The 24,982-nt window shown below is 32.1% G+C and carries 27 protein-coding genes; 12 read left to right on the forward strand and 15 right to left on the reverse strand.

Going from position 1 to position 24,982, the window contains the following annotated elements; translation table 11 throughout:
* Positions 1-112 precede the first annotated feature (112 nt).
* Positions 113-3,241 (reverse strand): leucine--tRNA ligase, encoded by a 3,129-nt coding sequence (locus RG22_RS06625; RefSeq protein ID WP_034041905.1) that lies wholly within the window; start codon positions 3,239-3,241, stop codon positions 113-115.
* Positions 3,242-3,388: 147 nt separating this feature from the next.
* Here RG22_RS06625 and RG22_RS06630 point away from each other — a divergent pair, with 147 nt between their 5' ends.
* The 6 genes from RG22_RS06630 to RG22_RS06655 all read left to right on the forward strand — a co-directional run bounded on the left by RG22_RS06630 (position 3,389) and on the right by RG22_RS06655 (position 7,955).
* Entirely contained in the window at positions 3,389-4,303 is a 915-nt protein-coding gene (locus RG22_RS06630) for a DMT family transporter (protein ID WP_034041907.1), read from the forward strand.
* Positions 4,304-4,464: 161 nt separating this feature from the next.
* Positions 4,465-5,343, forward strand: coding sequence for a cell division protein FtsX (locus RG22_RS06635; RefSeq protein ID WP_034041909.1), 879 nt, complete (start codon positions 4,465-4,467; stop codon positions 5,341-5,343).
* A 72-nt stretch (positions 5,344-5,415) separates the two neighbouring features.
* Complete coding sequence (locus tag RG22_RS06640; protein WP_034041911.1) at positions 5,416-5,670, forward strand: DUF3098 domain-containing protein; 255 nt, start codon at positions 5,416-5,418, stop codon at positions 5,668-5,670.
* On the forward strand, positions 5,670-6,467 hold the full coding sequence (locus RG22_RS06645) for an undecaprenyl-diphosphate phosphatase (RefSeq protein ID WP_034041913.1): 798 nt from the start codon (positions 5,670-5,672) through the stop codon (positions 6,465-6,467). The genes RG22_RS06640 and RG22_RS06645 overlap by 1 nt, the downstream gene beginning before the upstream one ends.
* Before the next feature lies 1 nt (position 6,468).
* Positions 6,469-7,185 carry a tRNA pseudouridine(55) synthase TruB gene (gene truB / locus RG22_RS06650; RefSeq protein WP_204244178.1) on the forward strand — a complete coding sequence of 239 codons (717 nt, stop codon included), beginning with the start codon at positions 6,469-6,471 and terminating at the stop codon, positions 7,183-7,185.
* Between the two features lie 53 nt (positions 7,186-7,238).
* The gene (locus RG22_RS06655) at positions 7,239-7,955 is read left to right on the forward strand and encodes a TonB family protein (RefSeq protein WP_244462120.1); all 717 of its coding nucleotides are present in this window, start codon (positions 7,239-7,241) and stop codon (positions 7,953-7,955) included.
* On the opposite strand, the gene RG22_RS06660 is transcribed toward RG22_RS06655, so the two are convergent.
* The gene (locus RG22_RS06660; RefSeq protein WP_034041915.1) at positions 7,939-8,556 is read right to left on the reverse strand and encodes a thioredoxin family protein; all 618 of its coding nucleotides are present in this window, start codon (positions 8,554-8,556) and stop codon (positions 7,939-7,941) included. The genes RG22_RS06655 and RG22_RS06660 overlap by 17 nt on opposite strands.
* Before the next feature lie 148 nt (positions 8,557-8,704).
* On the opposite strand from RG22_RS06660, the gene RG22_RS06665 reads away from it, so the two are divergent.
* On the forward strand, positions 8,705-9,268 hold the full coding sequence (locus RG22_RS06665) for a DNA-3-methyladenine glycosylase I (RefSeq protein ID WP_034045829.1): 564 nt from the start codon (positions 8,705-8,707) through the stop codon (positions 9,266-9,268).
* Between the two features lie 147 nt (positions 9,269-9,415).
* On the opposite strand, the gene aat is transcribed toward RG22_RS06665, so the two are convergent.
* The 3 genes from aat to RG22_RS06680 form a co-directional block, all read right to left on the reverse strand.
* Positions 9,416-10,045, reverse strand: coding sequence for a leucyl/phenylalanyl-tRNA--protein transferase (gene aat / locus RG22_RS06670; protein WP_034041917.1), 630 nt, complete (start codon positions 10,043-10,045; stop codon positions 9,416-9,418).
* 127 nt (positions 10,046-10,172) lie between these two features.
* Positions 10,173-10,550 (reverse strand): DUF3127 domain-containing protein, encoded by a 378-nt coding sequence (locus RG22_RS06675; protein WP_034041919.1) that lies wholly within the window; start codon positions 10,548-10,550, stop codon positions 10,173-10,175.
* A 54-nt stretch (positions 10,551-10,604) separates the two neighbouring features.
* On the reverse strand, positions 10,605-11,474 hold the full coding sequence (locus RG22_RS06680; RefSeq protein WP_034041921.1) for a flavin reductase family protein: 870 nt from the start codon (positions 11,472-11,474) through the stop codon (positions 10,605-10,607).
* Positions 11,475-11,685: 211 nt separating this feature from the next.
* Between RG22_RS06680 and RG22_RS06685 the strand changes: the two genes are divergently transcribed.
* Entirely contained in the window at positions 11,686-12,840 is a 1,155-nt protein-coding gene (locus RG22_RS06685) for a sensor histidine kinase (RefSeq protein WP_034041923.1), read from the forward strand.
* Between the two features lie 14 nt (positions 12,841-12,854).
* Positions 12,855-13,205, forward strand: coding sequence for a hypothetical protein (locus RG22_RS06690; RefSeq protein WP_034041925.1), 351 nt, complete (start codon positions 12,855-12,857; stop codon positions 13,203-13,205).
* On the opposite strand, the gene RG22_RS06695 is transcribed toward RG22_RS06690, so the two are convergent.
* Positions 13,200-13,589, reverse strand: coding sequence for an HIT family protein (locus RG22_RS06695; protein ID WP_034041926.1), 390 nt, complete (start codon positions 13,587-13,589; stop codon positions 13,200-13,202). The two genes, RG22_RS06690 and RG22_RS06695, sit on opposite strands and share 6 nt — an antisense overlap.
* A 90-nt stretch (positions 13,590-13,679) precedes the next feature.
* Positions 13,680-14,153, reverse strand: a complete 474-nt coding sequence (greA, locus tag RG22_RS06700; RefSeq protein ID WP_034041927.1) for a transcription elongation factor GreA — start codon at positions 14,151-14,153, stop codon at positions 13,680-13,682.
* Positions 14,154-14,349: 196 nt separating this feature from the next.
* Here greA and RG22_RS06705 point away from each other — a divergent pair, with 196 nt between their 5' ends.
* The gene (locus RG22_RS06705; protein ID WP_034041929.1) at positions 14,350-14,775 is read left to right on the forward strand and encodes a hypothetical protein; all 426 of its coding nucleotides are present in this window, start codon (positions 14,350-14,352) and stop codon (positions 14,773-14,775) included.
* Positions 14,776-14,825: 50 nt separating this feature from the next.
* On the opposite strand, the gene RG22_RS06710 is transcribed toward RG22_RS06705, so the two are convergent.
* The 7 genes from RG22_RS06710 to RG22_RS06740 form a co-directional block, all read right to left on the reverse strand.
* The gene (locus RG22_RS06710; protein WP_034041931.1) at positions 14,826-17,015 is read right to left on the reverse strand and encodes a TonB-dependent receptor; all 2,190 of its coding nucleotides are present in this window, start codon (positions 17,013-17,015) and stop codon (positions 14,826-14,828) included.
* 292 nt (positions 17,016-17,307) lie between these two features.
* Positions 17,308-17,715: an alternative ribosome rescue aminoacyl-tRNA hydrolase ArfB gene (arfB, locus tag RG22_RS06715; RefSeq protein WP_034041933.1), complete on the reverse strand. Its 408-nt coding sequence runs from the start codon at positions 17,713-17,715 to the stop codon at positions 17,308-17,310.
* Entirely contained in the window at positions 17,715-19,835 is a 2,121-nt protein-coding gene (locus tag RG22_RS06720; RefSeq protein ID WP_034041935.1) for a DUF4301 family protein, read from the reverse strand. Before RG22_RS06720 ends, arfB begins: the two co-directional genes overlap by 1 nt.
* Complete coding sequence (gene pnuC / locus RG22_RS06725; protein ID WP_034041937.1) at positions 19,796-20,428, reverse strand: nicotinamide riboside transporter PnuC; 633 nt, start codon at positions 20,426-20,428, stop codon at positions 19,796-19,798. The genes RG22_RS06720 and pnuC overlap by 40 nt, the downstream gene beginning before the upstream one ends.
* Positions 20,412-20,672 carry a thiamine-binding protein gene (locus tag RG22_RS06730; protein WP_034041939.1) on the reverse strand — a complete coding sequence of 87 codons (261 nt, stop codon included), beginning with the start codon at positions 20,670-20,672 and terminating at the stop codon, positions 20,412-20,414. The genes pnuC and RG22_RS06730 overlap by 17 nt, the downstream gene beginning before the upstream one ends.
* 10 nt (positions 20,673-20,682) lie before the next feature.
* Complete coding sequence (locus RG22_RS06735; protein ID WP_052143667.1) at positions 20,683-21,459, reverse strand: phosphoglycerol geranylgeranyltransferase; 777 nt, start codon at positions 21,457-21,459, stop codon at positions 20,683-20,685.
* A gap of 57 nt (positions 21,460-21,516) precedes the next feature.
* Entirely contained in the window at positions 21,517-22,143 is a 627-nt protein-coding gene (locus RG22_RS06740; RefSeq protein WP_034041941.1) for a 4'-phosphopantetheinyl transferase family protein, read from the reverse strand.
* 130 nt (positions 22,144-22,273) lie between these two features.
* Between RG22_RS06740 and ahcY the strand changes: the two genes are divergently transcribed.
* Both ahcY and RG22_RS06750 read left to right on the forward strand, forming a co-directional pair.
* On the forward strand, positions 22,274-23,590 hold the full coding sequence (gene ahcY / locus RG22_RS06745; protein ID WP_034041943.1) for an adenosylhomocysteinase: 1,317 nt from the start codon (positions 22,274-22,276) through the stop codon (positions 23,588-23,590).
* 216 nt (positions 23,591-23,806) lie between these two features.
* Entirely contained in the window at positions 23,807-24,670 is an 864-nt protein-coding gene (locus RG22_RS06750; protein ID WP_034041945.1) for a hypothetical protein, read from the forward strand.
* Here the strand turns inward: RG22_RS06750 and RG22_RS06755 are convergent, their stop codons facing one another.
* Positions 24,671-24,940, reverse strand: coding sequence for a hypothetical protein (locus RG22_RS06755; protein WP_034041947.1), 270 nt, complete (start codon positions 24,938-24,940; stop codon positions 24,671-24,673). It abuts the gene before it with no gap.
* Positions 24,941-24,982: the final 42 nt, after the last annotated feature.

A 24,982-nucleotide genomic window follows, 5' to 3' on the forward strand; every position in this document is an offset into this window, starting at 1 on the left:
CTCTTCTATCCTTAACTCGGAAACGTACGTCTTTATGAACTTGTTTCAAAATCACATCATCATTATAAATCTCTATTATGAGACCCTAAAACAAGTTCAGGGCGACGTGATACTACCCAACAATATTAACAATTTTACCAGGGACTACAATTACTTTTTTAGGCGTTCTGCCTGCTAATTGTTCTTGCGTTTTTTCGTTTGCTAAAACTGCCTTTTCAATATCGTCCTTACTCATATCCAATGGTAATTCCATAGTAAAACGCATTTTACCATTAAACGAGATGGGGTAATTCTTGCTACTTTCCACTAAATGACTCGCATCAAACTCAGGGAATGGCGCTGTTGAAATAGATTCGTTATGCCCTAATTGACTCCATAGTTCTTCAGCAATATGTGGTGCATAAGGTGAAATTAAAACCAAAAGGGGTTCTAAAATTTCTTTACTTGTACATTTTTGAGAAGTTAACTCATTAGCAGCAATCATAAATGTTGAAACCGAAGTGTTAAACGAAAAACTTTCAATATCTTCTTGAACCTTTTTAATGGTTTTATGTAGTGTTTTTAAACTGTCTTTTGTTGGTGCAGCATCAGTAACTTTAAGTCCGTTATCATCGGCATACAACTTCCATAGTTTTTTAAGGAATGAATGTACACCAGTAATGCCAGCTGTATTCCAAGGTTTGTATTGTTCTAAAGGACCTAGGAACATTTCATAAAGGCGTAAACTGTCTGCACCGTAATCTGAAACAATGTTATCGGGATTAACAACGTTGTATTTAGATTTAGACATTTTTTCGACTTCGCGACCTACTTTATAAACATCGTTATTTTCTTCAATGATCTCTCCTTTCTCTCCGATAAAAATGGCCTCTTTGTATTCACTTCTCCAATTTTTGAATGCTTCTATATCTAATTCATCTGAAGCGTTTACATAAGAAACATCGGTATGAATTTTAAGTTCAAGTAAACTTATATCACTTACCTCTATTTTATCAATTTCTTTGCTAAGGTTTTTATCATTTATATTTGCCTTAATTTCTTCTTTTATAAAATCTAAATTATTTTCAAAAATAGGATTAACAATTTCTCTGATTTTTTTATCAATAAGGAGTCTTGATTTAGGATTAATATACTCAAAGGACAAGAAAATATGAGGTAGTTCTTCTTTTAAACTACTACTAGTTATTTTTAACTTTTTAACTTCATAAAAGGGTGTCAAGAAATAAACAAAAGCACTAGTCCCCAAAATCATCCCTTGGTTTATCAGCTTTTTAGCAAACTCATCATGGTTAACATAGCCTTTATCGAACATAAACTTTTGCCAAAAACGCGAGTATAACAAATGTCCTGTAGCATGTTCGCTTCCACCAATGTATAAATCTACTTGTTGCCAATAATCCATCGCTTCTTTTGAGAAGATTTCGTTATCATTATTGGGGTCCATATAACGATTAAAATACTGCGAACTTCCTGCCCACCCAGGCATTGTGTTTAACTCAAGAGCCCCACCTAACCTCCCCGAAGGGGAGGAATTTTCAAACGCTTCTTTCGAAACTATTTCTGCTTTATCACCGTACTGTAACCAATGCCATTTTTTTGCGTTACCCAAAGGCGGTTCACCGGTTTCTGTTGGTAAATATTTATCTACTTCTGGTAACTCTAATGGTAAAAATTGCTCATCTATCATTTGAGGCATTCCATTTTCATCATAATAAACTGGAAATGGTTCTCCCCAATAACGCTGACGAGAAAACACCGCATCGCGCAAACGGTAATTGGTTTTTCCTTCACCTTGACCAATCTGCTCCAATTCGTAAATAGCTCGTTTGGTTGCTTTTTTATAATTCATGCCGTTTAGGAAATCACTATTTCCAATTACGGTTTTTTCTTTATCTGAAAAGGCTTCTTCTGAAATATCAACCCCTTCAAAAATATTAGGAATTGGTATATTAAAATGTTTTGCAAAGGCATAATCGCGTTCATCGCCACAGGGCACAGACATGACTGCTCCTGTTCCATAGCCCGCTAAAACGTAATCGCCAATCCAAACCGGAATCGGTTCTTTTGTAAACGGATGCTCTGCATAAGCGCCTGTAAATACGCCTGAAATGGTTTTTACATCTGCCATTCTATCACGTTCACTTCGCTTTGCGGTTGCTAAAACATAAGCTTCAACTTCAGCTTTTTGTTCTGGAGTTGTTATTTGAGATACGAGTTCGTGTTCTGGGGCGAGTGTCATAAAACTAACCCCGAAAATGGTATCGGGTCTTGTTGTAAAGACATCTATTTTGTGAGACCCTTCGACTGCGCTCAGGGTGACATTCTCGTTTTCTGAATTGGCAGATTGCTTCGCTTCGCTCGCAATGACATTGAACGATACACTTGCACCAACAGATTTTCCAATCCAGTTACGCTGACTTTCTTTTAAAGAATCCGTCCAATCAATTTTTTCTAAACCTTGAAGCAAACGTTCTGCATAAGCAGAAATTCGCATACTCCATTGCGTCATTTTCTTTCTAATTACTGGATGGCCACCACGTTCTGAAACCCCATTTACAATTTCATCATTTGCTAAAACGGTTCCTAATGCTGGACACCAGTTTACTTCGGTTTCAGCTAAATAAGTTAATCTATATTGTAATAATATTTGTTGTTGTTTTGTAGAATCAAAGGCGTTCCAATCTTCAGCAGAAAATGGTTCAATGTTATCATCGCAAACGGCATTGACGTTTCCATTTCCATCTGAAGCAAACAGTTTTTCTAATTCTGAAATGTCTTCAGCTTTATCCGCATCATTATTATACCAAGAATTGAACAATTGGATAAAAATCCATTGCGTCCATTTGTAATAATTGGGATCGGATGTTCTAACCTCACGCGACCAATCAAAAGAAAACCCAATTTGATCTAATTGACGACGATAGGTTTTTATATTTTCGGCAGTCGTAATTGCTGGATGCTGCCCTGTTTGAATGGCATATTGTTCTGCAGGTAACCCAAAGCTATCATAACCTTGAGGATGCAATACATTAAACCCTTGATGACGCTTGTAACGCGCATAAATATCTGAAGCAATATAACCCAACGGATGCCCAACGTGTAAGCCCGCACCACTTGGATAAGGGAACATATCCAAAACATAATATTTTGGTTTATCACTACCATTTACGGCTTTGAACGTTTGATTATCTGCCCAATACTTTTGCCATTTGGCTTCAATTTCATTGAAATTGTATTTCATTATCGTCTCTTTTAAGAAGTTGCAAATTTACGCTTTATAAACAAACTGAAAAATCTTTGGTTTTAATAAATATTCCTGTTTATTTCTATTTAAATGAAATTATAGAATAATAGATTTACTTTTGAATTTATTTTGAAAATTTAACCCTTGAATAAAAACATACTTAAAGCACATTTAGCACTACTTGGAGCCAATTTAATCTATGGTGTTAACTACATTATAGCCAAAGGCATTATGCCACAAAAAATTGGTCCTTCGGCATTTGTTTTTATTAGATTAGTTTGTGCTACTGCACTATTTTGGATTTTAAAAGCTCTTGTATTCAAAGAGAAAATATCTAAAAAAGATTTTCCTCGATTAATACTATGCGGACTATTAGGAGCTGCAGCAAACCAACTCTTGTTTTTTCATGGTATTAATTTAACTTCACCTGTTGATGCGTCAATAATAATGACAACCACACCTGTTATTGTTCTCGTTTTTAGCTTCTTTCTTCTTAAAGAAAAAATTACTCCAAGAAAGCTATTAGGTATAAGTATTGGAAGTATTGGCGCAATAATATTGATTTTATATGGAAATAATTCAGGTGGTACCAGTTCTTTTCTTGGTAACCTATTAGTTATTTTAAATGCTAGTTGTTATGGTCTTTATTTAGTTGTTGCAAAACCATTAATGAAAAAATATCATCCTATAACCGTAATAAGTTGGGTGTTTTTATTTGGTTTTATATTTATGCTTCCTTTTGGATTGAGTGATATCATTTCAACAGATTTTTCATCATTTAATTTAAACACCTATTTAGTTATTGGTTTTGTTGTTATATTCACCACGTTTTTCGCTTACTTATTTAACATTTATGCACTTAGCCATGTCTCGCCATCTGTAAATAGTAGTTATATATATTTACAACCTGCCATTAGTTTTATTATGGTTAGCATTTATGCCTATGTTTTAATGCAAAACCAATATGCTGATGATATTAATATAATAAAAATAGGGTGCTGCTTAATGGTTATTGTTGGTGTATATTTATTAAGCAAATCGCCAAAAAAATTAGCTTAATTACAACAAATTGGATCTATTTTAGTTTATATAACTATATTTTGAATGATGTTCCGAATGTCTCGGGAATGACAATTTTTAAATGAAACCAAAAGACTTTTAGCCTTTTGAAGTTTTATTGGAATACTTTATTATTTTTACACAATTAATCCAATTTCCTTATGAGTTCATCTTTTGAAAAACACCAAAAACGCAGACTTATCTCTTCATATTTCTCGGTGGTGTTAAGTATTGCTCTAGTTTTGTTTTTATTGGGTTTATTAGGTATGCTTATTCTTAATGCTAAAAAAGTTTCCGATCATTTTAAAGAACAAGTTGTTGTTACCATTTATTTAAAAGATAATGCTAAAAATGTAGAAGTAAAACAACTTGAGAAAAGTTTAGCCATGGCAGATTATGTAAAATCTACCGAATATGTTTCGAAAGAACAAGCTGCCGAATTTATGAAAGCGGAAAATGGCGAGGATTTTATGGATTTTGTAGGTTACAATCCGTTACAAAACTCTATCGATATTCATTTAAAAGCCGATTTTGTAACCTCAGAGCATCTTGAAAAAATTTCTGCAGAAGCAATAAATAAAAACTTTGTTGATGAAGTAACTTATGATAACGATTTGGTTAATTTAATGAACGATAACGTTAAAAAAATAAGCTTTTGGGTGTTAGTAATTAGTGCCATTTTCACATTAATAGCTGTATTATTAATTAACAGCTCTATAAGGTTAGCCGTTTATTCTAAACGTTTTACAATAAAAACCATGCAAATGGTTGGTGCTACAAAACAATTTATAAGGCGCCCATTTGTTTGGAAGAGTGTACGTTTAGGCATGATTGGCGCCTTTCTAGCACTAATAGGAATGGCGATTGTTTTGTTCTATCTTAACAAAACATTTACGGAGTTAGAATTATTAAGTAATCCTGTTTTAGTAAGCGTCTTGTTTATTTTTATATTTGCTTTAGGCATCATTATAACATGGGTAAGCACACATTTTGCAACACAACGCTTTTTAAACTTAAAAACCGACCAGTTGTATTATTAGATAATTTACAAAGGTGTTAACATTACTTTTTAAATAAATCCGTTAATTTGCATATCTACTTTACAAAGAATTATGGGAGAGAAAAAACGAAAAGAAAACACAAAACCAGTATTTGTTTTTGGTAAGAAAAACTATAAATTTATGTTTATTGGTTTAGCTTGTATTGCTTTAGGTTTTATACTAATGTCTGGTGGTGGTAGCGACGACCCTAATGTTTTTAATCCTGAAATTTTTAGCTGGAGACGTATTAGGTTAGCCCCCACTTTAATTTTGATTGGTTTTGGCATTCAGGTTTATGCTATTCTATTGAATCCAGATAAAAAGTAATGAATATAATCGACTCTATTATCCTTGGTATTATTCAAGGGCTTACTGAATTTTTACCCGTCTCATCTAGCGGTCATTTAGAACTAGGGAAAGCCATTCTTGGCGATGATTCTGTGCCTGAAGAAAGCTTACTTTTTACCGTGGTATTGCATTTTGCAACCGCTTTAAGCACCATGGTTGTTTTTAGAAAAGATATTTTAGACATTTTAAAAGGTATTTTAAAATTTAAGTGGGACGAAGATTTGCAATTTGTTAGTAAAATTGCCATTTCTATGATTCCTGCTGCAATAATTGGTTATAGCTACGAATCTCAATTTGCTGAGTTATTTGGCAGTAACATAAAACTTGTTGGCTTTATGCTTATAATTACGGCACTTCTGCTTTATTTGGCTGACAAAGCTAAAGACACCAACAAAAAAGTAACTTTTCAAAATGCTTTTATTATAGGTGTTGCCCAAGCTATTGCAATGCTTCCTGGGATTTCACGTTCTGGAGCCACCATATCAACATCAGTTTTATTAGGGAATGACAAAACCAAAGCAGCTCGTTTTTCGTTTTTAATGGTTGTACCATTAATTTTCGGTAAAATTGCTAAAGATGTTTTTAGTGGGGATATTTCAATGGAAAGTCATAATATTACATCGCTTACTGTAGGGTTTCTTGCTGCTTTTGTGGCGGGTTTATTTGCCTGCACATGGATGATTGCTTTAGTTAAAAAAAGCAAACTTACTTACTTTGCTATTTATTGTGCCATTGTTGGTATTATAACTATTGTGTTTTCTTTACTAAATTCATAACATGATTTTGAAAGAAGAATATCTTTCCGGGCAAGTTTTACTGATGGACAAACCGCTAAATTGGACATCTTTTCAAGTCGTTAATAAATTACGTTGGGAAATCCGTCAAGCTTTTAATATTAAGAAAATAAAAGTAGGTCACGCTGGTACTTTAGATCCTTTAGCTACTGGTTTATTAGTGATTTGTACTGGGAAAATGACTAAGCAAATTGACACCTTTCAGGGTCAAATAAAAGAATACACAGGCACTTTTACTTTAGGAAGCACAACGCCTTCTTTTGATTTAGAAACCGAAGTAAATGAGACTTTTCCAACTGAACATATTACACCAGATTTAATACACGAAGCTACTAAACAGTTTATTGGTGAGATTCAACAACATCCTCCTATATTTTCAGCATTAAAAAAAGACGGAAAACGTTTATACGAATTTGCAAGAGCAGGAGAATCTGTAGAAATTAAACCGAGAACAGTAAACATTCAAGAATTTGAAATTACTAAAATTGATACTTCGACTGCGCTCAGTACAGGCTCAATAAATATTAACTTTAGAGTGGTTTGTAGCAAAGGCACTTACATTCGTTCTTTAGCTAACGATTTTGGAAACGCCCTCAAGTCTGGCGCACATTTATCTGCTTTAAGACGCACCAAGATTGGAGATTTTAATGTAGCCAATGCTATTTCAATTGAAACCTTCATTGCATCGCTAAAAGGCTAATTTGTTTATTTTTACGTATATTTCATATACAATTGCTATAAATTGACTCAGATTTGAACCTAACAAATCAACATAAAGCCCTACTTATAACGTTTCTCTTAACGGGAACTGTGGTACTTTCTATTTTTAATTTAGGATTAAAAAAGCAAAGTGAATTCATTTCTGAAAGTTACTATGAAATGGAACCTGAAGAAGAACTTACCGAAGAAGAGATCAAAATACTTGAAGCCTTAGAACAATTAAATGCTAGTAAAGCTGAAACCAACAACGCTTTTAACGAAACTAGTAATAATAGACATTTTGCTGAGGCTTACAAGCCTATAGCTCCACCAGAAGATTATGTGCCGAAGAGTAACGATGCATCAGAACAAAATGAAGCCTTTAAAAAAGAATATGAAGAACCTAATGATTCTAAACTAAACACCGAGGAACTTTCGTCGTTTAGTAAGGTAAATGATTTATTAAAAAAGCAACAAGACGAAGGTGCAAACACAAAAAGTACGATTAGCTTTTCGTTAGTCGATAGGAAAAAAGTTTACATTCCAATTCCTGTTTATTTATGCGAAATTGGCGGGAAAATAGTTGTAAATATTACAGTAAATGCTAAAGGACATGTTACTGATGCCTATATTAACTCGTCATCATCTACATCAAACGAATGTTTGACCGAGCATGCTTTAGAATATGCAAAAAAATCTCAGTTTAGCACAGATACTACTAAAAAAAGCCAAATTGGGTCTATTACGTTTTACTTTATAGGCAAACGGTAGGTTGTAATTCGCATAATATTTCTGTAAGGTTTTTTATTACATTTTGCCCTTTATCGTTATTATACCAATGCTGTAAATCTTCTTTAAATTCTGGAGTTAGTGTTCCATATTTTGCTTTAAATTGATTCACGTAATTTGTAGCCTCAGTTGGTCTTGGCCCATAAGTATTTAATACATTTCTAGAGGCGTTATCAATCATTATTAATTTAGGAATAGCTCTACCACCATTTGTTAAAAAAGCATCCATTAACCCTAAGTTTTCATCACGAAGTACAATTCTTAAGTTAATCTTATCGTTTAACTCTGCTACTTTATTTATTGCTGGTACAATATGTGCAGCGTCTCCACACCAACTCTCGGTAATTAGCAACCAAGTAATATCTTCTTCAAAAGCTTCAATTTTATATTTAGCGTCGTCAGAAACTTTTATAGTTTTATCCCAACGCTTCATACGTCTATCGTTAAGCTTTGTATAGTTTATCAATGCTTCTGTTTTTTCTAATCCTGTAGTCGAGTTTTCTTCAACCAACCGTTTTACTAAACTTCTATACGCATTGTAAGATATACTATGCTCTAAACTATTTTTTATAATAGAATCCATGATTTATTTTTTATTGGAACAAAACTTGACGATACAAATTTAGTATCTTGGTATTTTATTTAAGATGATATTTGTCATGTTTTAAATTTAAACCTTACAGCCTATAATGGGTACTTAATTATTAATCTTCATTTTTTAATAGCTTATGGTGGAAAAACATAGATGTGGTTGGTGTGTTGGTGATGATTTATATGAAGCTTATCACGATAAAGAATGGGGCGTTCCTGTTTATGATGATGCGACTCTTTTTGAGTTTTTAATTTTAGAAACTTTTCAAGCTGGTTTAAGTTGGATTACTATTTTGCGTAAACGCAAAAATTTCAGGAAAGCCTTTGATAATTTTGATTATAAAAGAATAGCAAAATACAACCAAGATAAAATTGATGCTTTATTACAAGATGCTGGTATAATTAGAAATAAATTAAAAGTAAAAGCTACCATTACCAACGCTCAAGCTTTTCTGAAAATTCAAAAGGAATTTGGTTCGTTCTCGAAATACATTTGGAATTTTGTTGATGGAAAACCGATTAAAAACAAACTTAAAAACTATAAAAATGCCCCTGCTAACACTGCCTTAAGTGATACTTTAAGTAAAGATTTAAAAAAACGCGGGTTTAAATTTGTGGGCTCTACCGTGGTTTATGCACACATGCAAGCTACTGGTATGGTTAACGACCATGAGGTTGGGTGTTTTAGGTATGAGGAGGTTTGATTGAAAAATGATTTGTATATCGGTAGCGGGGGAAGTTTAATTTAGGCAGACTCTTTTAATGCAAAGATAAAATTCCGTTTCAATGAATTTTATCGGCTACTAAACGCAGTTATCATTTTTTCTCACAAAGTCAAACTGTGGCTAGAACTATTCCTTCAAATATTCCAAAAACAAATCCCTAGAAATCTCCTCAGCACCTAAACTTTCTAAATGCTTGGTGTACACTTGGCAGTCTATAAGTTTGTAATTTGTGTTTTGCATAAACGTTATAAAACCTGCTTTACTGGCATTACTTTCATTGGTGAACATGCTTTCTCCACAAAATACATTATTGCCTAAATCTACGCCATATAATCCTGCAACTAATGCATTGTCTCGCCAAACCTCAACAGATTTTGCATAACCTAAATTATGTAAATTCGTATATGCTTCAACCATACTATTGGTTATCCACGTACTCGCTTGTCCCTTGCGTTTTATTTTAGAACATTCAGTAATTACTTCTTTAAAAGCTTTATTTATGGTAACGATATAATTACAATTACGTAATATTTGTTTCATGCTTTTTGATACCCTAAGCTTTTCTGGAAACAATACAAATCGTGGGTTGGGAGACCACCATAAAATAGGCTCTTCTGCTTCAAACCAAGGGAAAATTCCGTTTTTATAAGCATGCAATAAACGCTCAACTGATAAGTCGCCACCAATAGCTAGTAAACCATCTTGGGTAGCTTTATTTATATTGGGGAATTTTATGTCTTCAGTTAGGAGTTGCATTTAAACTATTTGTATAAAAATAAAAAACCTCAACGTTTTAATGAACATTGAGGTTGGTAAATTATAAACCTTTCCGTCTTTTGATTCTTTATGGAATCAAAATCCACCTTTCCTTAATAAAAACGGACTAGAAAGGCAAATCGTCATGATCTTCTTCTTTTAAATCTCCTGCAGGCTCAAAAGCATCCATTGGTGGTACTGGTGGTACGTTTTCTCCAGAAGCATCAGCTTGTAAAGCTTCAATTCTCCAACCTTGAATTGAGTTAAAATATTTAGTTTCTCCTTGTGGATTAACCCATTCTCTACCTCGTAAATTAATACTTATTTTAACTTGTTGCCCTACTTGGTAACTGTTTAATAAATCTGTTTTATCTTGAACAAACTCCACCATAATATGTTGCGGATATTGCTCTTCAGTAGTAACAACTATTTCTCTTTTTCTAAACCCATTGCTTCCAAAAGTTTGAGTTTCTCCTACCATTTTAATTCTTCCTTGAACTTCCATTTAATCTATTATTTATTCTTAATTATTATTCTTGTATTTCAATTACATTTCATTCTAAGACAACAATATTTTCCATGCACTTTCAACATCTCCAAAGCTTAAATAATTTCGTGCTAATTTATGTTTTTGTCTATGTGTTGCCGTTTTTATGTTTGGGTAACGCGCTCCTAAATCTTTTACAAATGCTTTAACGCTGTCTTCGGTTGGCAACCTTTCAATATTTGCTAACATGCCTAAATCATTTCCTGTTAGAACCATACTGTTTTTTACAAAATCAGGAAAATTATCTACACCAATACCTAGTGTTGATAATGGTTTTGGTATTTCAAAAAACCCTTTTTTAGCACGTGTATAATAACTCCCACCTGCTCTGGCTACTAAATCTAACTTTTGTTGATTTATTACGCCTTCTTCATTTAAAACATCATCATCAATATGCAATTTTACGACTTCGCATATAATTAAATTTCCTGCACCCCCTTCTGTTCCTAACTTAACAATTTCGTTGACTTTACATTCAAATTGCACTGGTGATTCAGCAACACGAAACGGTTTTACAATGTCAGATTTTAACATCGTTAAACCTGCTTTTTCAAACTCATTTACGCCATCGGCATACTCTGTACTGCTTAATGACATTTGATGAACCATATCGAAATTCACCACATTTATAACTACCTCTTTAATAGCCTCGGCATTTTGTAAAGTATGTTTTGTAGTGTTATCTCGAACACGACGCGCCGGCGAAAAAATCATAATTGGCGGATTTGCACTAAACACATTAAAAAAACTAAATGGCGATAAGTTTGGGTTACCGTCTGCATCTAAAGTACTCGCAAAAGCAATAGGTCTTGGTGCCACAGCACTTAACAAATAGCCATGCAATTTACCTGTTGAAATGTCTTTAGGTTCAAACGACGTCATTAAGCTTTTTTAATTTCAACAAAACTAATCAAAAAAAACATGATAATTTAAACTAGTTTTCAACATAAGTTTACCTCTATCAACAATTTATCAATATTTGCTATCAGAGGAAGTGTAACTATTTTAGCATTCAACTAAAAACCAATTTACTAACAACTTGCGCAATAATATTAACAGATTTGCATTATATTACTGATTAATTAAAATTTGAATGATTTTTACCGAGTACAGAAATACGTTTCGTTGGATTATGATAGCCGCATCATTTATAATGGTGTCTGTTATTTTATGGAAAACCTATGAATTTTTTCAGCATTTTAAAGATGAAGAACGCGTAAAAATGGAAAATTGGTCGTTTGCTCAAAAGGAATTAAGTAAAACAGGAGATTTAGATGTAAATATTGGCGAATTACCTATTGAAATTTTACAGAGCAATAGAACAACACCAATGATTAAAGTAAATCAAGATGGGAGTTTTGATTCTAATAATATTGATGAGGAAAAAGCTAAAGATTCACTATATATTCAAAAATTAATAGCGAAATTCAAGAATGAAAATGCACCCATTGAAATACGCTATAAAAATGAGGTTTTATCTACTATCTATTATGGCAATTCACCTTTAATAAACAAACTAAAATATTATCCGCTTGCGTTAATTTTAATTATAGTTTTGTTTATTGCAGTTATATTTTTCTTTTATAGTAGTAATAAAAATGCTACTCAAAATAAGTTATGGTCAGGTATGGCAAAAGAAACGGCACATCAAATTGGCACACCATTATCCTCTTTAATTGGCTGGACAGAAATTTTAAAAAGTGAACATGTTAATCCTGAATATATTTTTGAAATTGAAAAAGATGTAGATCGATTACAAACCATTACCGAACGTTTTAGCAAAATAGGATCTATTCCTACCTTAGAAGTTGCTGATATTATTGAAGAAACCATTAACTCTTACGATTATTTAAAATCGAGATCATCAAAACTTATTGATTTTGAAATTACAACTCCAACTGGCGATATCCCTGTAAAACTTAACAAACAACTGTATAGTTGGGTTATTGAAAACTTGGTTAAAAATGCCATTGATGCTATGAAAGGCAGAGGCAAACTTACTGTTGAAATCTCTCAGCTTGAAAATAATATAAAAGTAAGTGTAACAGATACCGGAAAAGGCATTCCTAAAAATCAATTTAAAAAAATATTTGAGCCAGGTTTCACCACAAAAAAACGGGGTTGGGGATTAGGCTTATCGCTTACTAAACGTATTGTTGAAGATTTTCATGACGGCAAAATTAAAGTGTTACAATCTGAAATAAATAAAGGTACAACCATACAAATTGCTTTAACACGAGCGGTTTAATAATTTCTTAAATCATGTCTGAAAAATTCATTACTATAAAAGAAGTGGCACTAAATAACAACTGTCCTGAATGTTATAGTAAAGATGGTTTGCGTTTAACATTTAAGCAAAAGCTTTTAGAAACTAAATTTTACAAATCAATTACTAAGGAAATTAGCCACAGTATTACTTGTGAAACTTGTAATACTACTATTTATCCTGTGCGATGGACAGATGATATTGAGCGTGTCTTTGAGTATCAGAAAAAAGCTTTTGTACCTAAAAAAGCATCGACCTATTTAAAAAAGTTGTCTTGGATTGTTATTATATTCATAGCAATAGTAATTACAGCAACAGTGTTTACAGTGCTATATACTAAATTATAATTGTGCCTTTATAGCTTCGGCTGTATTTTGAAATTCTTCAGCAAGTAGCTTTACTTTTTGAATAAAACGAGTATCTTCCATAGTATGCAACGGAATTAAATGCACATGTACATGTGGTACTTCTAACCCAATTACCGTCATTCCTACTCGTTTACACGGAATCGCTTTTTCAATAGCCACAGCCACTCGTCTTGAAAAGATCATTAAACCGGAATAAGTAGCTTCATCTAAGTCAAAAATTTTATCAACTTCTTTTTTAGGAATACATAGCGTGTGACCTTTGCTATTAGGATTTACATCTAGAAATGCTAAAAAGTCATCCGTTTCAGCTACCTTATAACAAGGTATTTCGCCATTTACTATTTTAGTGAAAATTGAAGCCATAAATCTTGAGAGTTTTGAGAGTATATGTAAATATAAAAGATTCCTACTTAACTTAAACAGGAATCTTTTTAAAAATTATTTTGCTTTTAATTATCTGGAAATCTCGATAATATCAAATTTCATTACACCGTTTGGCACTTGTATTTCGGCTACATCTCCAACTGATTTACCTAAAAGCCCTTTCCCTATTGGTGAATTCACAGATATTTTACCTGAGGCTAAATCTGCTTCACCATCGGCAACCAAGGTATAATTCATTTCCATACCATTGGTTTGATTTTTTATTTTAACTTTTGATAATACTAACACTTTAGAATTATCTAACTGAGATTCATCAATTATGCGTGCTCCAGCCAAAGCATCTTCTAATTTAGAAATTCGCATTTCTAACATCCCTTGTGCTTCTTTTGCAGCATCATATTCGGCATTTTCACTTAAATCGCCTTTATCTCTAGCTTCAGCAATAGCTCTTGACGCTTTTACACGCTCCACATCTTTTAATTGCTTTAACTCTGCTCTTAATTTTTTTAACCCTTCTGGTGTATAGTATGATACTTTACTCATAACTTCATCGTTTATTTAATAAAAAGATGCTGAAATTAGAGATTCATAAAATATCCATTTTAAATTAGCTATTTTATGAATAAACAAGTTCAGCAAATAAAAAAATCTCGCATACACGAGATTGTATAACAAATATACAAAATATTTATCTCAATCTGCTTTTTGTTAGTAAATTGCAATTTAATTTTTAAGCATAATGAAGCCTTATTTATATCTTTTAATCGTTCTTATTTTTACTGCATGTAGTAAAAATTCTGTCGATAAAAATTGTAATTTTTTACTCGATGTTGGTGTTAATATAAGCATAAATATGAGTTTACCTCAGTATAGTCAATTAGCCTTTGTAAGTAACCCCGTTTACATACCAAATGCAGGTAACGGTGGCATTTATGTTACTAACACAGGCACAGGTTTTGTTGCTTTTGATGCCGCTGACCCAAACCATATACCAAGTTCTTGTTCTAAATTAACATTATCTGGGATTAATGGTATTTGTGGTTGTGATGATGAAAATGAATATAGCTTATTTAACGGTTTACCAGTAAACAACTCCAGTTTAAGATGCCCGCTAAAAGCGTATCGTGTTGAAGAAAACGGAACTACCCTTTTAATTTTTAACTAAAAAAGCCTCAATATAAATATCGAGGCTTAAAAAATACTGCTTGTTTTATTTTAAAACTTTAAAGTTGCACCAATTAAAAAATTAGTAGTTGCTTGCGGATAAAATCCAGCACCTTCAATAGTTGTTGTTATTCCTGGAGATGACCATGTATCATCATAAGTATAATAATAGCCGTTTGAAATATACTTTTCGTTAAAAATATTATTCACTAAACCAGATAATACTATAGATTGAAATATTGATTTCAGTTTAATCTCATAAGTCACATTAAAATCATTTATAAAATAACTTTCTAATTTTGAGGCTTCAGAATCATTATTACCCATAAATTGTTCGCCAACATATTTACTTAAAAACGACATTTGAAAATTATCTGTCGGTTTAAAAACTAAAGCATTTGCTGCAATCAGCTCTGGGGAAAACGAAATATTAGTCTTTCCTAAATTTTCTAAAACACCATCTTTCTGAAAAAATGTTTCCTTATTTTTATTAGAGCTTAAAGTAATATTTGGCTGTATTGCGAATTGCTCTGAGATTTGTATTGCGGCATCAACCTCTAAACCTAACCTGTAACTATCTCCACTATTCGTTCTTATTGGTGTACCTGTATTATCTATCGCTCCTGTTAAAACTAATTGCTCGTTATATAACATATAATAAGCATTTGTGCTAATTCTGAATTTTTCATTGTTATGTCTCCAACCTAATTCAAAATCGTTTAGCTGTTCTGATTTTATATTTGGATTACTTTCAAAATCGCTACGACTTGGTTCGCGGTTAGCCCTTCCATAAGAAAAATAAAGATTGTTTTTGGCGTCAAATTCATAGGTAATTCCTGCTTTTGGATTGAAAAAATTATATTGCTCATCTACTAATAAATTTATCCTATCTGATGTTAAACCCGTGGTTTTATAATTCACAAAACGCATTTGCAAATCGCCATATAAACTCACTTTATTGTTAAGTCTGTAAGTAGCTTTTGTAAATAAACTAAAATCTTTTTTCTTGCCTTGTCCGTTATAATAATTATCCCCTATTTCAGAATCACTTGCAAAACGTGCCCAAATAATTTCTCCAAAATGATCGCCAATATAACTGCTATATGACAATCCGAAATTCATATCTAAAACATTTTTCTTATAATTTGCTCCTGCATTTACTACATAAAAATTATTATCTAACCAACGGCGACGAATTAAATCGGTTTCATCAATCGTTTCGCCACCAATAGTAATTGGGGTTAAATCGTATTCATCAAAAGGTTCATCTTCTTTATACTGCTCAAAATAACCACGCCCTTTAGTATAATTTAACCCTAAATTAGTAGACCAATTGTTGTTGTAACGTTCGTTCCAATGCAATTGATAATGGTCTTGTTTATAATTATCTACTTCATCTTCATGAAATCGTGTTACTCCATTTTCATCGGTATACATACCTGCAGTGTTAAAAGTTCTATTATTTGCCAAAATATCTAAATCTTCTAAACCATTCCATGATTGATAAGTAATTTCGTGTCCACTAAATGTAATGGCTTTAATTAAAGTATTCTCGTCTACGTAAGATCCTTGAAGGAAATAGGATTTTAAATCTGAAGATGCTCTATCTATATAACCATCTGAATTAATTTTAGATAAACGGCCAGCAATTTCAAAGTGATTATTGATTTTTCCAGTGCTAAATTTTACAGTATGTTTTCTGGTGCTATAACTCCCGAAGGCATTAGAAATCTCGCCATTTGCTTTTTCTGAAACGGCATCGGTAAGCACGTTAATACTAGCACCAAAAGCACCCGAACCATTAGTTGATGTACCAACACCACGTTGTAATTGCAAACTCTCTACAGATGAAGCTAAATCACTTAAATTCACCCAGAATGTCCCTAAAGATTCCGCATCATTATACGGAATTCCGTTAATTGTAATATTGGTAGATTGTGCATTAATACCACGAATACGAATCCCCGTATAACCAACTCCCGCACCAGCATCGGTTGTTGTAACCACAGATGGTAAATAGTTTAGTAAAATAGGAATATCTTGTCCTAAATTACGTTTAGCTAATTGCTTTTTAGTTATATTAGAATGTGTAATTGGCGATGTTGCATTTACCCGAACCGCTTTAACTAAAACTTCGTCTAGTTTTTCTGTTTTAGTAGAATCTTGTTGAGTTTGGTTTTGTTGTGCGTTTGTACTGACTGATAACACTAATAGTGTTAAAAAAAGAAATAAGTTTTTCATTACGATTACATTTAAAATCGAATAAAAAGAGGTAATTATTCTTTATTATTAATAATTATTTTTAGAATTAATATCGAAAGATTGCTACGTCGTTAAAAAACTCCTCGCAATGACGGTAAAAATTCAATTTCCTAAACAGCATTACCTGTTCTAGGTTCAATGGGTATGATCTCAGCCAATAATAGGCACCCCTTTTTTGAGAACGCTGCAAAGGTAAAATGAATTATGGAATTATAAAGACTTCTCGATACAATTTTCAAAAAAAGAAAATTACTCGAAGTGACACTTTTTTTTAATCGATATTAGGTTTTTTACGATTTGCCTTTTTTTCTGAACGATTACGCTTATTTTTTAAACGCTTTTTAATAACAGATTTTGGAATTTTAGTAGGAATTCTTTTTTTAGGAATAATTAAAGACGAAGTTATTATCACTAAAAATCGTTTAATGACTAAGTCCTTGTTTTTATGCTGACTTCTGCTTTCATCACATTTCAAAACAAGCATACCATCTTTGGTTAATCGGTGATGGAGTTTATTTTGTAAGCGCTCTTTTTGCTCTTCATTAAAGACTATAGAATTTGATAAATCGAATTGCAATTCCACCTTTGAAGCCACTTTATTTACATGCTGGCCACCAGCGCCAGAACTCCTAACAGATTTAAATGTTAACTCTTGTAATAGTACTTCTTTATTAAACATTATTTTGTTTGATGCTCTGGCTTTAATAAATCGTTTACGGTTTTTACAGGATTAAATGTTTTTACAGGAATTTCAACAAAAATGCTATTCCAATGCGCCATACTTCCATTCCAAAGCCCAGGTAATTCAAGGGCTTTTATATCTACTCCATTTTGTGTTTTCATGGTTATAAAAGCTGCATCAGAGTCAACAAAATTTAAAAGATTAAACTTTTCACCTTTATAGTTTTTAATTCCGCAAACTAAATCTGTTGGATTAAAATGAGTTGCGTTTTTAACTATTTCTGCTTGTTCAACATTATCAATATCTATTTGAGCAAACTCTACTATTTGCAACGATATTTCACCATGTTTATCTTTAACCCAAAATGGGCCACCACCAGGTTCTCCTTCATTTTTAACCATGCCACAAACACGTATTGGTCGATTTAATTTTTCTTTTAAATACTGTTTCTTTTTTTTCGAAGTTAAATCATCAAAGTCATCGCCAATCGAAACATTCATTTTTTTGGATAGAAACATAGCAATGGTTAGCATATCTGCTTCTGAAACAGTTTCTCTGTCCAATTTATGTAAAAACGAAAAGGCTTGTTCTTGAACCTGAATAAGTACACCAGCAATTAGTTTCTTATAGTTAGATAGTTTTTTGTTCTTATTAAAAACCACAATATTATCGATGTTTTTAATAAAAATAAGGTCGCCGTTTAAATCGTTTAAATTTTCTAATAAAGCACCATGACCCGCAGGCCTGAATAAAATAGAACCATCTTTATTTCGGTAAATATCATTCTGGTTGGTTAATGCTACGGTTTCAGTTTCCTCTTTTTGATAAGAAAAAGACACATTAAAAGATGTGTTTGTTTTTTGTTCTAATTGGTTTTTAATTCTGTTTAATTCTGAACTAAAATACCGATGGTGCTTTTCTGAAACTGTAAAATGAAGATTAGCCTTGTTATTTGATGAAGCGTATAAAGTAGATTCTAATAAATGCTCATAAAAAGCTGTAACTGCTCCTCCTTCGTATTTATGAAATGGCAGCAATCCTTTTGGTAGAAAACTATAGTTTAAAGCCTCTTTACTTAACATGGTTTTTACAAACTCTAAATATGCCTCATCTTCACTTAAATTTTCGAAATTAGGATGTATCGTTTTTGCTTCTAATAAAACCGCATTGTAAAACGGAAACCTCTCTAAACCAGAAATAAATGGCTTTATAAGCGTATCGTTTTGCCTTTTAGCATAATTGTCAATAGTTTCTTTTTTAGGATTGAAATGGTTTAAAAACTGAAATAAAAATTTAAACATACGTGTTGCTGCGCCAGAAGCTGGCACAAACTTTACAATATCAAAATTATTTTGTTTGGTTTCATATAAATTAACGAAATCTTGAATTTCAGTTTCATTATAACGTTCAATACCATTTTCAATATTTGCAGCAGCAATTAAGTTAGAATAAGACATCCCTTTTTTTATACGCTCAGCTTGCGCTATAACTTGAGTAGTAGTTATGCCCTTATTTTCTATATACTGGATATCTTTATCTGAAAACATTAATCTTTGGGGTTTAATAATTTGATCAATATGCTTAATTGCTGTTTCTAATCGTTCTTTTTTACTTCCTTTTAGTAAAACGTATGGTCTGTTATTATCTATTAATGCGTTTTCAAAAGCTTGAAACATCTCTTTTCTGTGTTCTGGCTTATCACGCAAATCATCAGCTTCCCAAGGCGTATCAATATACGTTAAAAAGTATAAATCGTAAGTGTTTTCTAAAGCATATTTTTCAAGGATTGGATTGCATGTTCCTAAATAATACGCTTCAGAATATACTTTGGTTTCCAGCAAATCGGTATCACAAATTAAAACAGAGTCTGTTTTTTTAGCCAACTTGTTTTCTAGTTTTATTTGTCCTTCTGCAATGGGTAATAAATCTTTTGGCTCACAAGTTTTTCGTTCGTTATTCCATTTATCTTGCAAATATTCGCGTGCATATTCTGGTACCCAAACCGAATTATAATAACGTGCTAATTGTCTGGATAGTGTTGTTTTTCCAGTAGATTCTGGACCAAACAAAACTACTTTTATGCAGTTTGAAGGCTCTTGTTTATACTTTTTTTCCATGCTAAATAACCAAATATGGCAATAAATGTAAATCCTAAATATTGAAAACTAGTAAATGTAAATCCTTTATAAAAATACAATGGTATGGAAATAAGATCTCCAATAATCCAAAATATCCAATTTTCAAGTTTTCTTCTTGCCATCAACCACATACCAACAAAAAATATAGCTGTAGTAATGGTATCAACATAAGCCACCCAATTAGTCCATTTATCAAAAGTTTTATAAACCAAGTAAACAAATAATAGTGTTGCTATAAATATAGCTGCGCTTATCTTTTTCTCGTTGAGAGTCATTATAGAAATTGGAGTTACGTGTGTTTCATCAACTTTTCTAGTCCAAACATACCAACCGTAAACACTCATTATGAAATAATAACCATTTATCATCATATCACCTAACAACCCCCATTTAAACAGTAAATACACAAAAATAACGGTACTAATCATGCCCGTTGGAAACACTAAAATATTATTTTGTTTTGAAAACCAAACGGAAAGAAATCCGAAAATGATAGCGATAATTTCTAATGCAATATCTACCGTTCCGTAATCTGAATATTGTCCAAAGAAAAAATCAAAAATGAGGCTCATAATCTTGTCTATCGGATTTCACAATTTTCATATATAATAAACCTTTTTCAATTAATTCAAAAGCCTCCTTTATTTCGGTAGTAAGTAAATGCATCACTTCATCATAATCGCCATAAACCTGAGTGCTTAATGGGTTTTCTGAAATTTTAAGATGTGATGCTCTTAACTTTTTTATAAAATGAATGATTGCTGGTTCAAAATCATTCTGTAAGGGTGTTAATGTTAATTCTACTGATATTCGCATAGTTCTTTTTTTATTTTAAATGAGACTTTTCAGCTACTTTCGAAGCGACATTCGGTTTTTCTTTTAATTCTTCAAAAAACGATTCATCTTCTTCAAAAGCAGTACCAATAACAACTAAATCTGCTCCAGACAAATATGCGTTTTCTAATTGTTGCTTATTTTTTATTCCGCCACCAACTATCAATGGAATGTTTATGTTTTTCTTTACTAGACTAATTATTTCAGAAGTCACAGGACGCGACGCTCCACTTCCTGCTTCTAAATACATAAGCTTCATACCTAATAATTCTCCTGCTGTGGCGGTATCAACTATTTTTTGAATGGCATATCTATCTATAGGCTTTGTTTTTGTTACACGCTCAACCGCTGTTTTTTTACCACTTTCAATTAAAACATATCCTGTAGATATTATTTCTAACTGTGTGTTTTTTAATTTCGAAATAGACTCAACATGCTTGCCTATTAAATAGTCTGGGTTTCTGCCAGATATTAATGATAAAAACAAAAGTCCATCGGCTTTATTTGTTATTTGAGAAACTGCTCCAGGAAATAAAATAACTGGTAATTTAGTGTGCTTTTTAATTTCAAAAACTAATGTTTCAGTCGCTTCAACTTCAACAGTACTACCTCCAACAAAAATATGAGTAGCTATAGATTGATTTACTTTTCCAAAGAAATGAGTAACATCCTTAATATGAAATTTATCAGGGTCGATTAAAACGGCTAATAATTTTTCTTTAGCAGAAATTGATTTTATTATGCTTTGATATATCTTTCTATTTGCCACAAATACACGAATGATTTTCTCTACTCTATTCTCTATTTTCTTTATTCTCTTTTCTTATTAAGCCATAGCATACGCACAAGTAAAACCTTCAAACTCCAAGAAGTGAATATTATATCTGTGTTTTGTAGTTTTATAATCAATCCAAGCAACCGTTTCATCATCCTTAATATTAAACGGAATTACCAAACAGTGTTTTTTAAAACTCAATCCTGGCTTTGCATAAAGTTTATATAACGATTCCTTTACACACCAAATAGTGGTTAGTTTTTTTATGTAATTTTTATCGTTTTTATTCAAATAATCGAACTCGTAATCAATAAATTTATGTGCGATAATATTAATTTTATCACGTTGTTTTTCAATATCTATTCCAATAATTAAATCACTTATTATAACTGCTGAAAAATTAAATGAATGTGTTATAGAAATTTGTTTGCCATCTTTTAAGTGAGGTTTTCCATTCTCATCATAAAATAAATCGGCATCGGTGTATCCAAACTCTTCTAATAATTTCCGGACACTTAAAAACCCACGCTGATGCATCTCACTTTTCATACCCAAAACACGCTCTAAACTATTAGATTTTAAAGTAACAGACTGGAATAAATCGGCATAAGACTCAGAAATCTTCCAGATTTTAACAGTAGTTTGTGAGTTTGGAGTAATGGTTTTATACAGCGGCATTTATTATTCTGAAAGTTATTGATTATCTTTGCACAGTCTAAGACATGTAGCAATTTTTGATAAGCGAATTTAACTATTTTTAAGTGCTAAAACAAAGTTGTTATGCTTTTAAAACAATAAGAAAAATACTATGAGTACAAAAACAATTCCTTACGTAGCAAATAAAGTAAAAGATATATCGCTTGCAGAATGGGGACGAAAAGAAATAGAGTTAGCAGAAGCTGAGATGCCAGGATTAATGAGTTTACGCGAAGAATACGGAGATTCACAACCACTTAAAGGCGCACGTATCGCAGGCTGTTTACATATGACTATACAGACTGCAGTTTTAATTGAAACATTACAAGCTTTGGGAGCTGAAGTAACTTGGAGTTCTTGCAACATATTCTCAACACAAGATCAAGCTGCCGCTGCAATTGCTGCTGCTGGAACTGCGGTTTACGCATGGAAAGATATGACCGAAGAAGAATTTGATTGGTGTATCGAGCAAACCTTATTCTTTGGTGAAGATAGAAAACCACTTAACCTAATTCTTGATGATGGCGGAGATTTAACCAATATGGTTTTAGATAAATACCCAGAATTAGCTGAAGGAATTAAAGGTTTATCTGAAGAAACAACAACAGGAGTTCACAGATTATACGAGCGTGTAAAAAACGGAACCTTACCAATGCCAGCCATTAACGTAAACGATTCTGTTACAAAATCTAAATTCGATAATAAATACGGTTGTAAAGAAAGTGCGGTTGATGCCATTCGTCGTGCTACCGATTTAATGTTAGCGGGAAAACGCGTTACCGTTTGTGGTTATGGTGATGTTGGAAAAGGTACAGCAGCCTCTTTTAAAGGTGCAGGAAGTATAGTAACTGTTACAGAGATTGATCCTATTTGTGCGCTTCAGGCTGCCATGGATGGATTTGAAGTTAAAAAACTAGAAACCGTTGTTGCTAATTCTGACATTGTAATTACCACAACAGGGAATAAAGACATTGTTCGTGCAGAGCATTTTAAGGCTATGAAAGACAAAACCATAGTGTGTAATATTGGTCATTTTGATAACGAAATACAAATGGCATGGTTAAATGATAACTACGGCAATACTAAAAACACTATTAAGCCACAAGTTGATAAATATACTATTGACGGAAAAGATATTATCATACTTGCCGAAGGGCGTTTGGTAAATTTAGGATGCGCCACTGGCCACCCAAGTTTTGTAATGAGTAACTCATTCACAAATCAAACTTTAGCGCAAATCGAGCTTTGGAACAACGCTGATGCTTACCAAAATGATGTATACATGTTACCAAAACATTTAGATGAAAAAGTAGCAAAATTACACTTAGAAAAAATTGGGGTGGAGTTAACCGAATTAAAACCATATCAAGCAGAATATATTGGTGTAACAGTTGGTGGTCCTTATAAGCCAGAGCATTATAGATACTAAATTCCTTTGAAAAAAGGAATCTTATAAAACACAAATCCCAAGCAGCAATGTTTGGGATTTTTTCTTGGGCGTTACCACAAGGGTCGGGCTTTCACTACTCGCTCCCTCCTGTGTCGGGGAGCTCAAACAGACCGTTCAATCCCTAGCACGTAAAAACCTACCTATGAATAAAATTTTTCTTAAATTTATAATCTCAAACCTTGTAAAAAAACTACAATGAAATATTTTATTATAACATTAGTCATAGGTGCTATTTTAACATTGTTGGCATTCTTTTTTGATTTTACAAACAATAAAAATGATAAATATTTTTTAATCTTTATTTCTATTATTTTAGTTCTAAGCGGACTATTTTATTCAATAAAATATGAAGTTTCAAAAGACAAAGACGAAACAGATAAAGTTGCTAAGATTGATACAACACTCGTTAACACTGAAAAATTAAAAACAAAAGCAGATTCTATAATTACTAATTTAAATGAAAGTTTAAAAAAATCTGAATCTATAATTAATAATATAAATGAGCAAAACAGAACATTAAATAGAACTCTGACTCAAACTAAAGAATTTGATAAAAAAGTAAAAGAGCAGCTAAAAATTGATAAAAAAAGATTTGAATCCGAAAAACCCACTGTTGATGTATCTGTAAAATTTGCAGTATATGGAGATTCAGATTTTTATAGAATAAATTATAATTTTAGTAATAGTGGAAAACGAGAAGCTATTGATTTAAAATTATCTGGTGTCATTATTTTAGGGAAAGGTAAAATTATTAATAATCATTTGATTTTAGAGCAGACATCCAACGGTCAATTAAATGTCTCTACCAACTCCTCAAGAAGACTACAAATTTATAGTTCTGAAAAATTCACTAGTACTGATATTAATGAAAAATATGAAGCCGCAATCTTAAAAATAAAATATAACTATTATGATAACTTTACAAAAGGTATTATTCAGGACACCGCGACGTTTGCTTGGTTTGGGAAAAAAGAAAGTGGTCTAGTTTTTCATTACGCCAATGAAGAATGGGCTGAAACTATAAATAAATTCATTGAAGGAAACAATATCGAATTCTAGTCAATCCACCATATCCTCTTCAAAATACCACCATAAACTAGAATCGATTGACTGCTTCATTTTATTAATATCTACATCTTCTTTCAAGAAAACCGTAATATTTTCGGGAACTCGATTTTGCCCAATACTTTCGCTTATTTCAATCATTTCAATCTCATTAAAATGCTCTAAATGCTTTTTAATCTTAGCACCTAGAGATTCATCACTCAAAAAAATCTTAATAGTTTGTTGACTTGGAGAATTTCTAATTTCTGATCTAAACGGTAGCATAATCAATAATTTTAAGTAAAACAATATCCAATAGCCTAAGTT

Origin of the sequence: Wocania ichthyoenteri Th78 (genome assembly GCF_000789235.1) — a bacterium.
GTDB classification, from domain to species: Bacteria; Bacteroidota; Bacteroidia; order Flavobacteriales; family Flavobacteriaceae; genus Wocania_A; species Wocania_A ichthyoenteri.

What these genes read in the sequence shown, in the direction of transcription:
- RG22_RS06695 (WP_034041926.1), bottom strand. Translation starts at nt 13,589, where the DNA reads ATGGCTTCAATTTTCACTAAAATAGTAAATGGCGAAATACCTTGTTAT.
- greA (WP_034041927.1), bottom strand. Translation starts at nt 14,153, where the DNA reads ATGAGTAAAGTATCATACTATACACCAGAAGGGTTAAAAAAATTAAGA.
- RG22_RS06660 (WP_034041915.1), bottom strand. Translation starts at nt 8,556, where the DNA reads ATGGATTCTATTATAAAAAATAGTTTAGAGCATAGTATATCTTACAAT.
- aat (WP_034041917.1), bottom strand. Translation starts at nt 10,045, where the DNA reads ATGCAACTCCTAACTGAAGACATAAAATTCCCCAATATAAATAAAGCT.
- RG22_RS06690 (WP_034041925.1), top strand. Translation starts at nt 12,855, where the DNA reads ATGTCTGAAAAATTCATTACTATAAAAGAAGTGGCACTAAATAACAAC.
- ahcY (WP_034041943.1), top strand. Translation starts at nt 22,274, where the DNA reads ATGAGTACAAAAACAATTCCTTACGTAGCAAATAAAGTAAAAGATATA.
- arfB (WP_034041933.1), bottom strand. Translation starts at nt 17,715, where the DNA reads ATGTTTAATAAAGAAGTACTATTACAAGAGTTAACATTTAAATCTGTT.
- RG22_RS06755 (WP_034041947.1), bottom strand. Translation starts at nt 24,940, where the DNA reads ATGCTACCGTTTAGATCAGAAATTAGAAATTCTCCAAGTCAACAAACT.
- RG22_RS06685 (WP_034041923.1), top strand. Translation starts at nt 11,686, where the DNA reads ATGATTTTTACCGAGTACAGAAATACGTTTCGTTGGATTATGATAGCC.
- RG22_RS06635 (WP_034041909.1), top strand. Translation starts at nt 4,465, where the DNA reads ATGAGTTCATCTTTTGAAAAACACCAAAAACGCAGACTTATCTCTTCA.
- RG22_RS06750 (WP_034041945.1), top strand. Translation starts at nt 23,807, where the DNA reads ATGAAATATTTTATTATAACATTAGTCATAGGTGCTATTTTAACATTG.
- RG22_RS06710 (WP_034041931.1), bottom strand. Translation starts at nt 17,015, where the DNA reads ATGAAAAACTTATTTCTTTTTTTAACACTATTAGTGTTATCAGTCAGT.
- pnuC (WP_034041937.1), bottom strand. Translation starts at nt 20,428, where the DNA reads ATGAGCCTCATTTTTGATTTTTTCTTTGGACAATATTCAGATTACGGA.
- RG22_RS06680 (WP_034041921.1), bottom strand. Translation starts at nt 11,474, where the DNA reads ATGACGTCGTTTGAACCTAAAGACATTTCAACAGGTAAATTGCATGGC.
- RG22_RS06720 (WP_034041935.1), bottom strand. Translation starts at nt 19,835, where the DNA reads ATGGAAAAAAAGTATAAACAAGAGCCTTCAAACTGCATAAAAGTAGTT.
- RG22_RS06640 (WP_034041911.1), top strand. Translation starts at nt 5,416, where the DNA reads ATGGGAGAGAAAAAACGAAAAGAAAACACAAAACCAGTATTTGTTTTT.
- RG22_RS06625 (WP_034041905.1), bottom strand. Translation starts at nt 3,241, where the DNA reads ATGAAATACAATTTCAATGAAATTGAAGCCAAATGGCAAAAGTATTGG.
- RG22_RS06675 (WP_034041919.1), bottom strand. Translation starts at nt 10,550, where the DNA reads ATGGAAGTTCAAGGAAGAATTAAAATGGTAGGAGAAACTCAAACTTTT.
- truB (WP_204244178.1), top strand. Translation starts at nt 6,469, where the DNA reads ATGATTTTGAAAGAAGAATATCTTTCCGGGCAAGTTTTACTGATGGAC.
- RG22_RS06730 (WP_034041939.1), bottom strand. Translation starts at nt 20,672, where the DNA reads ATGCGAATATCAGTAGAATTAACATTAACACCCTTACAGAATGATTTT.
- RG22_RS06645 (WP_034041913.1), top strand. Translation starts at nt 5,670, where the DNA reads ATGAATATAATCGACTCTATTATCCTTGGTATTATTCAAGGGCTTACT.
- RG22_RS06740 (WP_034041941.1), bottom strand. Translation starts at nt 22,143, where the DNA reads ATGCCGCTGTATAAAACCATTACTCCAAACTCACAAACTACTGTTAAA.
- RG22_RS06705 (WP_034041929.1), top strand. Translation starts at nt 14,350, where the DNA reads ATGAAGCCTTATTTATATCTTTTAATCGTTCTTATTTTTACTGCATGT.